Annotated in this window: 9 protein-coding genes and 1 pseudogene; 7 read left to right on the plus strand and 3 right to left on the minus strand. The window is 68.8% G+C overall.

Features of this window, described 5'->3' with window-relative positions:
• Window positions 1-29: 29 nt before the first annotated feature.
• Window positions 30-1841: an amino acid permease gene (locus ACRDTL_RS08005; RefSeq protein ID WP_431506181.1), complete on the plus strand. Its 1812-nt coding sequence runs from the start codon at window positions 30-32 to the stop codon at window positions 1839-1841.
• A gap of 85 nt (window positions 1842-1926) precedes the next feature.
• Here the strand turns inward: ACRDTL_RS08005 and ACRDTL_RS08010 are convergent, their stop codons facing one another.
• The 3 genes from ACRDTL_RS08010 to ACRDTL_RS08020 are packed head-to-tail and all read right to left on the minus strand — an operon-like array spanning window position 1927 to window position 4153.
• A complete protein-coding gene (locus ACRDTL_RS08010; RefSeq protein ID WP_431506174.1) occupies window positions 1927-3336 on the minus strand; it encodes a selenium-binding protein SBP56-related protein in 1410 nt (469 codons plus the stop codon).
• A gap of 37 nt (window positions 3337-3373) precedes the next feature.
• Entirely contained in the window at window positions 3374-3754 is a 381-nt protein-coding gene (locus ACRDTL_RS08015; protein ID WP_431506175.1) for a nitroreductase family deazaflavin-dependent oxidoreductase, read from the minus strand.
• Between the two features lie 3 nt (window positions 3755-3757).
• A complete protein-coding gene (locus tag ACRDTL_RS08020) occupies window positions 3758-4153 on the minus strand; it encodes a nitroreductase family deazaflavin-dependent oxidoreductase (protein ID WP_431506182.1) in 396 nt (131 codons plus the stop codon).
• A 170-nt stretch (window positions 4154-4323) separates the two neighbouring features.
• Here ACRDTL_RS08020 and hemL point away from each other — a divergent pair, with 170 nt between their 5' ends.
• The 6 genes and pseudogenes from hemL to ACRDTL_RS08050 form a co-directional block, all read left to right on the plus strand.
• On the plus strand, window positions 4324-5631 hold the full coding sequence (gene hemL / locus ACRDTL_RS08025) for a glutamate-1-semialdehyde 2,1-aminomutase (RefSeq protein ID WP_431506183.1): 1308 nt from the start codon (window positions 4324-4326) through the stop codon (window positions 5629-5631).
• Window positions 5631-6239: a histidine phosphatase family protein gene (locus ACRDTL_RS08030; protein ID WP_431506176.1), complete on the plus strand. Its 609-nt coding sequence runs from the start codon at window positions 5631-5633 to the stop codon at window positions 6237-6239. Before hemL ends, ACRDTL_RS08030 begins: the two co-directional genes overlap by 1 nt.
• A gap of 2 nt (window positions 6240-6241) precedes the next feature.
• Complete coding sequence (locus tag ACRDTL_RS08035; protein WP_431506177.1) at window positions 6242-6847, plus strand: TlpA family protein disulfide reductase; 606 nt, start codon at window positions 6242-6244, stop codon at window positions 6845-6847.
• Window positions 6844-7626: a cytochrome c biogenesis CcdA family protein gene (locus ACRDTL_RS08040; protein ID WP_431506178.1), complete on the plus strand. Its 783-nt coding sequence runs from the start codon at window positions 6844-6846 to the stop codon at window positions 7624-7626. The genes ACRDTL_RS08035 and ACRDTL_RS08040 overlap by 4 nt, the downstream gene beginning before the upstream one ends.
• A complete protein-coding gene (gene resB / locus ACRDTL_RS08045) occupies window positions 7623-9209 on the plus strand; it encodes a cytochrome c biogenesis protein ResB (RefSeq protein WP_431506179.1) in 1587 nt (528 codons plus the stop codon). The genes ACRDTL_RS08040 and resB overlap by 4 nt, the downstream gene beginning before the upstream one ends.
• Window positions 9206-9657: pseudogene (locus tag ACRDTL_RS08050) on the plus strand (c-type cytochrome biogenesis protein CcsB); the annotation flags it as partial. The gene resB and the pseudogene ACRDTL_RS08050, both read left to right, overlap by 4 nt.

Below are 9657 nucleotides of genomic sequence, written 5' to 3' on the forward strand. Positions count from 1 at the left end.
TCATGCTGCTGACACCGACCCGGTCGGGCGTGGGCACCTCGTCAACGTTGCGCCACGGACTGTCGCAGCGGCACCTCAATATGATCGCGATCGGCGGTGTGATCGGCGCCGGCTTGTTCATCGGTTCCGGTGTCGTCATCAGTGAGACCGGTCCCGCCACATTCGTGACCTATGCGCTATGCGGAGTGTTGATCGTGCTCGCAATGCGGATGCTGGGCGAAATGGCCACCGCCAACCCGTCGACCGGGTCGTTCGCCGACTACGCGCGGCAAGCTTTGGGTGGTTGGGCGGGGTTCTCGGTCGGCTGGTTGTATTGGTACTTCTGGGTGATCGTGGTCGGGTTCGAGGCCGTCGCCGGCGGCAAAGTTCTCACCTACTGGGTCGATGCGCCGCTGTGGGTGCTGTCATTGATCCTGATGCTGACGATGACCGCGACCAATTTGTTCTCGGTGGCATCGTTCGGGGAGTTCGAATTCTGGTTCGCCGGAATCAAAGTCGCGACCGTCGTGATCTTCATCGGTATGGGCACACTCTTCGTCACCGGCATGTGGCCACGTCGTCACATGGATTTCGGCCACCTCACCGCGCATGGTGGTTTCTTCCCGCACGGGGTGGGGAGCGTCGTAGGCGCCGCCGCAGTGGTGGTTTCGGCGATGGTCGGCGCCGAGGTCGCCACGATCGCCGCCGCCGAAACCCCGAATCCGGCGCGCGCCGTGCGGCGCGCGACCAACACCGTCGTCGTTCGCATCCTGATCTTCTACGTGGGTTCGGTGTTTCTGCTCGCCGTCATCCTGCCCTGGAATTCACTCGAACCCGGTGTCTCGCCCTACATCGCAGCACTCACGGTGATGGGAATCCCCGCCGCGGGTCACATCGTGAACGCGGTGATCCTGACTGCGGTGCTGTCCTGTCTGAACTCGGGCCTGTACACGGCATCTCGCATGCTGTTCGTGCTCGCCGCCCACCGTGAAGCGCCGCTCCAGTTGGTCAAGGTCGGCCGGCGCGGAGTCCCGTATATCGCCATCTTGTTCTCGTCGGTGGTGGGTTTCCTGTCGGTCATCATGGCGTGGATCGCCCCGGACACCGTGTTCAACTTCTTACTGGAATCTTCGGGCGCCGTCGTCCTTTTCGTGTACGTGCTGATCACACTTTCTCAGATTGTCTTGCGTCGCCGGACCGCACCGGAAAAGCTGCGGGTGAAGATGTGGTGCTTCCCGACTTTGTCGATCCTCACCTGTGCCGGAATCGTTGCGGTGCTCGTACAGATGGTTTTCGACGAGGACGCGCGCGACCAGTTGTGGCTGGGCCTGTTGTCCTGGTCGGTCGTGTTGGTGTTGTACTTCGGCGCCAAGTGGTGGCGCGGGCCTGACCGACCCGACGCCGAACCACCTCCCAGCGGCAAGGCCACCCGCGTGTTGGTGCTGGCCAACAAGAACGTTTCCGGCAGTGAGCTTTACGATGTGCTGCGGCGCGTCGACACCCAACAGCGCGCCCAGTACTTTGTCTGCGTTCCGGCGAGCCCGGTGGACACCGGCCAAGCCGAGAGCACCGGCCCGGTGTACGTGCTGGGGGCGACCGTTCGGGCGGCGTACCGACGCCTCGACACCATCCTGACCGTCATGCGCGGCCTCGGCTTGCGCGCCGACGGGGAACTCGGCGATTACCGACCGCTGCGCGCGTTGTCCAGTGCGGTGGACGGCTTCCACCCGGATCAGTTGGTCATCGCCGAAGGCCGCTCGTCCTGGCTGCGACTCGGCCTCGTCGAGAAGGCGCGCTCGACCTATCCGATTCCGGTCACCCACGTGGTGTCCCGCCAGCAGGCAGCGGCAGAGCGCGGCTAGCTTCTCGTTCATTCTGCGTTCACCGCGCACGCCACTCGAACTTTCGCGCGGTAGGCGCAGAGTGAACCGGCTCTCCGTTGTGTTTTCAGCGGTAGCAGTAGGAGTCCGACGAGGCGTCCCCGCCCTGCAACCGCACCTGGTGCACCCGTAGCCCCCGGAAGTCCTCGCCGTGCGGGAAGAACCGCTCGTCGATGCGCAGCCCGCCGCCGGCGTTCGGGTCGGTGTCCAGCTTCGCCATCCACGCGCCCACGCCGTCCGGGAAGAACTGGTCGTCCCACGCCCCGTAGAGCGAGTTCGTCATATACACCCGCGTGCCGTCCCGGCTCACCTCGACCATCTGCGAGCCGCCGGCCAGCGGCTGCGATGGCGCCGCGGGGTGCGCGACCCGGGCGGTGATCCCGCCCAGCCGGACCGAGCCGGTCTGGATCGGGTGTGCCGGGTCGGACACGTCGTACTGCTTGAGGTCCCCGGTGCCCCAGCAGGCGACATAAAGGAAGCGGTCGTCGACGGACAGGTTGATGTCGCTGACCAGCGGCGGCACCGCCCCGAACGGCTGCAGTGCGGGCGGCAACGCTGCTGCCTCGGCCGGTTCGGCCGGGATGGTGATCACCTTGTCGGCCGTCCAGCGGTCGCCGTCGCGGTGCCAGCGCCACACCGACGCCGACAGGTCCTCGGTGCTGATCACCACGCCGGCGAACCCCCAGGTGGCCTGCGGGTCGTGGGATGGCCGCAGCTCCAGCACCATCTGGTGCTGCTCGCCCAGGTCGACGGTCTGTAGGTGGCGGCCTTCCGCGAGATCCCAGAAATGCATGGCGTGGCCGTACTTGTGGGCGAGCAGCAGGTCCGGCTGCAGCCCGTTCTCGATCATCGACGGGGTGCCCCACTCGCTGGTGATGAGCGTGTTCTGCCCCAGGTGCCACCACGCGTCGTAGGCCATGTACTGCGGGCCGCGGTCGGTCTCCCACGCGCGGAGCACGTCGAAGCTGTCGTGGTCCAGCAGTGCGATGCCGCCCGGACCGCCGTCGCCGTCGGCGCTTCCCAGGCAGGACAGGAAGATTCCGTCGGGACCGCAGTGCAGCGTGTGCGGCCGGGAGTAGCCCGCTTTCGCCGCCAGTTCGGCGGCGTCGATCGAACGCACAAACGTCGGCTGCGCAGGGTCGGGGTGAGTGTCGAAGACATGGAGCCGCGACGACCGCAGCCCCGGCAGCAGCAGGTAGCGCCGCTGCAGCCCGTCGGTATGGTGGCCCGCGTGCGCGAACGCGCTGCTGCAGGCGTTCCAGCCGAAGTGGTGCAGCTCGTCGCCGCGGGTCGGCAGGTCCGCCCATCCCACGACGCGGCCGTAGTCACCGGACGCCGGGTCGACGTCGACCACGGTGAGCGCGTCTGGCCGCTCGGCCTCGCGGTCGAACGCCACCACATACGCCAGCTTCTCGGGCGGTGCCGCGATGGCGTCGGCGGCGGTGCGGTAGAAGGTCGGGTCCATCGCCTGGGTCATCGAGATCGCCTCCGTTTTTGGCGCCCCTGTGGGTGCATTATGCGCCAGTAAGCAACAGTGTCGACTCCACCCCGGCGGATCCCAGCAGCTGGCGCCACGGTGACTTCAACGCGCCGACTGCCTCGCTCGTCGGGACAATGCGAGGATCGGTGACGTCAAAGGTCTTGCCGTACAACGTAACCCGCCCGCCACCCGCGGCCTGCAGGTTCTTCACCCAGTCCCGGTTCGGTCCGTACACCAGCAGCACTGCGACACCGTCGTCGGTGCGGAACATCGAGACCGGGGTGCGGTAGGTCTTCTGAGACCGCCGCCCCACATGCTCGACGATCGACCACATTGGTAGCCAGCCGCTGATCGGCAGAAACAGCGGATTGGTCACCCGCCGGTTGAACCGGGCTCGTCGCTCCGAGAACTGCATGCGCTAGCCGGCCTTGGTGAGCAACACCGCCTGCTCGAACGGCAGCCGAGCGAAGATCGGCCGCCAGGCGCCGCTGACATGCGACGCCGCTTCGGCCTTGGTGACGGTCCGCGGTTGTGTGACACCGAAGGTTTTGGCATTGCGGCGCATCCGTGCGTTGCCGGCGGCATTGAGGTTCTTCAGCCAGTCCCGGTCCGGGCCGTAGGTCAGCAGGATCGCCACGCCGGGTTTTCCGTCGACCTCGGCGTTGAACACGTTCAACGGGGTCCGGTACTGCTTGCCGGAGCGCCGCCCGACGTGCTCGAGAATCCCGAACGGCGGGAGCCAGCCGGCCCACATCCGCTGGACAGGGTTGGTGACGTGTCGATTGAACCGGGCGAGTCGTTGGGGTAGCTGCATACCGCTATCCAACTCGGTGCCCGCCGCCGATCTCAACCCCCACGGCCCCACTCGATCGCCCAACGCCACGCTGGCGTGACGCTCGGCGCCGGATGCCACGCTGGCGTGACGCTCGCCAAGCGGACTCATAACTACACCCTGTAGTCGAGGGTGATGCGAAGGCTGGGACACTGGTGAACGTGCACGGTACGGCTATCTCGGCGAAGCTGTTCGATGACGCCTGCGCGCTGACCCCCGGCGGGGTGAACTCCCCGGTGCGGGCCTTCAAGGCGGTGGGCGGCACGCCCCGCTTCATTACCGAGGCCCACGGCTGCTGGCTCACCGACGCCGACGGAAACCGCTACGTCGATTTGGTCTGTTCGTGGGGCCCGATGATCCTCGGCCACGCCCACCCGGCCGTGGTGGACGCCGTCGCCAAGGCCGCCGCCACCGGGTTGTCGTTCGGGGCCCCGACCCCGGCCGAGACCGAGCTGGCCGCCGAGATCATCGACCGGATGCCACCGGTGCAGCGGATCCGCCTGGTCAACTCCGGCACCGAGGCCACCATGAGCGCGGTGCGGCTGGCCCGCGGGTTCACCGGCCGCGCCAAGATCGTCAAGTTCTCCGGCTGCTACCACGGCCACGTGGACGCGCTGCTGGCCGACGCCGGGTCCGGGGTGGCGACGCTGGGGCTGCCGTCCTCGCCGGGCGTCACCGGCGCCACCGCTGCGGACACGATCGTGTTGCCCTACAACGACATTGCCGCCGTCGAGCAGGCATTCGCGCGGTTCGGCGACGAGATCGCCGCGGTGATCACCGAGGCCAGCCCCGGCAACATGGGCGTCGTCCCGCCCGCAGCCGGATTCAACGCCGCGCTGCGCACGGTCGCCGCCGAGAACGGCGCGCTGCTGATCGTCGACGAGGTGATGACGGGTTTCCGGGTCAGCCGAAGCGGTTGGTACGGAATCGATCCGGTGGACGCCGATCTGTTCACGTTCGGCAAGGTGATGAGCGGCGGGCTGCCGGCCGCGGCGTTCGGCGGGCGTGCCGAGGTGATGGAGCGACTGGCACCGCTCGGGCCGGTGTATCAGGCCGGCACGTTGTCCGGCAACCCGGTGGCGGTGGCGGCCGGGTTGGCGACGCTGCGGGCCGCCGATGACACGGTCTATGCAGCGCTGGACGCCAACGCCGACCGGCTCGCCGTGATGCTATCCGATGCGTTGACGAATGCCGATGTACCGCACCAGATTCCGCGGGCCGGCAATATGCTCGGTGTGTTCTTCGCGGAGGCGCCGGTGACCGATTTCGCGGCTGCGCGCGCGACCCAGACCTGGCGCTACCCGGCGTTCTTCCACGCCCTGCTCGACGCGGGCGTCTATCCGCCATGCAGCGCCTTCGAGGCGTGGTTCGTCTCGGCGGCCCTCGATGACACCGCGTTCGAGCGGATCGCCGCCGCGCTACCCACCGCCGCCGCGGCGGCAAGCGAGGCGAAACCCTGATGGCCGAGCACACCCGAATCCATTTGGTGCGCCACGGCGAGGTGTACAACCCCGACGGCGTGCTGTACGGGCGACTGCCCGGATTTCACCTGTCCGACAAGGGAAATCGGCAGGCGCAGGCGGTGGCCGACGCGCTCGCCGACCGCGACGTCGTCGCGGTGATCGCCTCCCCGCTGCAACGGGCACAGGAGACCGCCGCGCCGATCGCCGCGCGCCACGACCTGCCGGTGGACACCGACCCCGACCTCATCGAATCGGCCAACTTCTTCGAGGGCAAACGTCTCGGCCCGGGCGACGGCGCGTGGCGCGACCCGCGGGTGTGGTGGCAGCTGCGCAACCCGTTCACCCCGTCCTGGGGGGAGCCGTACGCGCAGATCGCCGCGCGGATGGCGACCGCGGTCGACAAGGTGCGGGCCCGGGCCGCCGGCCACGACACCGTCTGCGTCAGCCACCAGTTGCCGGTGTGGACGCTGCGGCTGTACCTGACCGGCAAACGGCTCTGGCACTACCCGACGCGCCGACAATGCGCGGTCGCGTCGGTGACCTCGCTGGTCTACGACGGCGACCGCCTGGCCGACGTGCTGTATACCGAACCGGGCGGCCGTTGACCATGCGCCGGCTGGCGATCGTCGGCGCGCTGCTGGTCGGCCTGTTGGCCGGCTGTTCGCACGGTGACGACGCGGTCGCGCAGGGCGGCACCTTCGAGTTCGTCGCGCCCGGCGGGAAAACCGACATCTTCTACGACCCGCCCGAACACCGCGGCCGGCCCGGACCGGTCGCCGGATCGGACCTGATGCACCCGGCACACACGCTGTCCGTCGACGACTTCGGTGGCAAGGTCGTCGTGATCAACGTCTGGGGCCAGTGGTGCGGGCCGTGCCGCGCCGAGGTCACCCAGCTGCAACAGGTGTACGACGCCACCCGCGCCGGCGGCGTCGCGTTCCTGGGCATCGACGTCCGCGACAACAACCGGCAGGCCGCGCAGGACTTCGTCACCGACCGGCAGGTGAGCTACCCGTCCATCTACGACCCGGCGATGCGCACCATGATCGCGTTCGGCGGCAAATACCCGACCACGGTCATCCCGTCCACGCTGGTGCTCGACCGCCAACACCGGGTCGCCGCGGTCTTCCTGCGCGAACTGCTCGCCGAGGACCTGCAGCCCGTCGTGCAGCGGATCGCGGCAGAAGACCAGGCACCGCCGGGACCGCAGTGAGCACCGGGTTCACCGCGATCGCCGCGACCGGCCCGCTGCTGGTGGCGCTGGCGGTGTGCCTGCTGGCCGGGCTGGTGTCGTTCGCGTCGCCGTGCGTGGTACCGCTGGTGCCCGGCTACCTGTCATATTTGGCCGCCGTCGTGGGCGTCGACGAGACGCCGGCGCCCGGTGCGATCAAGGCGCCGCCCGCCGCGCGGTGGCGGGTCGCCGGGTCGGCGGCGTTGTTCGTCGCCGGGTTCACCGCGGTGTTCGTGCTCGGCACCGTCGCCGTGCTCGGCATGACCACCACGCTGATCACCAACCAACTACTGCTGCAGCGCGTCGGCGGGGCGCTGACCATCGCGATGGGTCTGGTGTTCGTCGGGTTCGTTCCGGCCCTGCAGCGGCAGGCCCGGTTCACCCCGCGGCAGTTGTCGACGGTCGCCGGCGCGCCGCTGCTGGGCGCGGTGTTCGCGCTGGGCTGGACGCCGTGTCTGGGGCCCACGCTGACCGGGGTGATCACGGTGGCCTCGGCCACCGACGGTGCCAGCGTGGCGCGCGGCATCGTCCTGGTGATCGCCTACTGCCTCGGGCTGGGTGTGCCGTTTGTGCTGCTGGCGTTCGGATCGGCCGCGGCGGTGGCCGGGCTGGGCTGGCTGCGCCGGCACACCCGGGCGCTGCAGATTTTCGGCGGCGTGCTGCTGATCGTCGTCGGCGCGGCGCTGCTCACCGGGGTGTGGAGCGACTTCGCGGCGTGGCTGCGCGACGCGTTGGTGTCCGACGTGAGGCTGCCGATATGACCCCGCGGCTGCTCGCCTGGGCCCGCAACACCTGGCGGGCGCTGACCTCGATGGGCACCGCACTGGTCCTGCTGTTCCTGTTGGCGCTGGGCGCGATCCCCGGCGCGCTGCTGCCGCAACGCAGCCTCAACGCCGGCAAGGTCGACGATTATCTGGCCGCCCATCCGCTGATCGGGCCGTGGCTGGATCGACTGCAGGCGTTCGAGGTGTTCTCCAGCTTCTGGTTCACCGCGATCTATGTGCTGTTGTTCACCTCGCTGGTCGGCTGCCTGACCCCGCGGATGATCGAACACGTCCGCAGCCTGCGCGCCACCCCGGTGCCCGCGCCGCGCAACCTGGGCCGGCTGCCCAAACACGCCAGCGCGACGATCACCGGCGAACCTGATGACGTCGCGGCGACGATCGCGCACAGGTTGCGCGGCTGGCGCAAAACCATTCGTGGCAACGAAATCTCCGCCGAGAAGGGCTACCTGCGCGAATTCGGCAACCTGGTCTTCCACTTCGCGCTGGTGGGCCTGCTGGTCGCGGTGGCCGTCGGCAAGCTGTTCGGCTACGAGGGCAACGTGATCGTCATCGCCGACGGCGGTCCCGGCTTCTGCTCGGCGTCGCCGGCCGCATTCGATTCGTTCCGCGCCGGCAACACCGTCGACGGCACCTCACTTCATCCGATCTGCATCCGCGTCAACAATTTTCAGGCGCACTATCTGGCGTCCGGGCAGGCGACCTCGTTCGCCGCCGACATCGACTACCAGACCGGCCGCGATCTGACGGCCGACCGGTGGCGGCCGTACCGGTTGGAGGTCAACCATCCGCTGCGCACCGGTGGTGACCGGATATATCTGCAGGGCCACGGCTACGCGCCGACCTTCACGGTGACATTCCCGGACCGGCAGACCCGCAGCTCGACCGTGCAGTGGCGACCCGACAACCCGCGAACCATGCTGTCGTCGGGAGTGGCCCGCATCGACCCGCCGGCCGGCAGCTATCCCGACCCCACCCAGCGTCGCAAACACCAGCTCGCGATCCAGGGACTGCTCGCGCCCACCGAGCAGCTCGACGGCACCCTGCTGTCGTCGAGGTTCCCCGCGCTGAACGCCCCCGCGGTCGCCGTCGACATCTACGTCGGTGACACCGGCCTGGACACCGGGCGGCCGCAGTCGCTCTACACGCTGGATCCCCGGCTCATCGAGCAGCACCGGCTGACCAAGGTCGCACGGGTCAACCTGCGCGGCGGCGAACAAGTGCGGCTGGCCCAAGACGGCACCGTGGTGCGCTTCGACGGCGCAGTGCCGTTCGTCAACCTGCAGGTCTCTCACGATCCCGGGCAAATCTGGGTACTGGTGTCGGCGATCACGATGATGGCCGGGCTGCTGGTGTCGCTGCTGGTGCGACGACGACGGGTCTGGGTCCGGCTCGCGCCCGCGGGCGCGCCCGATACGGTGAACGTCGAGCTGGGCGGCCTGGCGCGCACCGACAACTCCGGCTGGGGCGACCAGTTCGAACGCCTGACAGTCCGGTTGGTCGCCGGACTCGATACCGTCACGACGCAGCCGGTGGTGACGGCCGGCAAGGAGGTCAGATGATCACCACCCACGTCCACGTCGGGCTGGCGCGAGCCTCCGACTGGGCGTTCACCTCGTCGGTGGTGGTGCTGGTCATCGCGTTGCTGCTGCTGGCCGCCGAACTGGCCTATGCTCGCAGCCGGCGAATCGACCCAGAGCTGGTCACGGTCGGAGTTGCCGCCGACAGCGCCACGCCCGGCGTCGTAGCGCACCCGCCGCGGCGCCAGTTCGACGAACGCCTCGGGCGGGGCGGTCTGACCCTGGTCTACGTCGGCATCGGGTTCCTGCTGGCCTGCATCGTGCTGCGCGGCCTGGCCTCCGCGCGGGTGCCGTGGGGCAACATGTACGAATTCATCAACCTGACCTGCTGCTGCGGCCTGCTGGCCGGCGCAGTCGTGTTGCGCCGGCCGCCGTATCGCCCGCTGTGGGTGTTCCTGTTGCTGCCGGTGCTGATTCTGCTGACGGTGTC

Origin of the sequence: Mycobacterium sp., assembly GCF_050700595.1 — a bacterium.
Taxonomy (GTDB): Bacteria; Actinomycetota; Actinomycetes; order Mycobacteriales; family Mycobacteriaceae; genus Mycobacterium.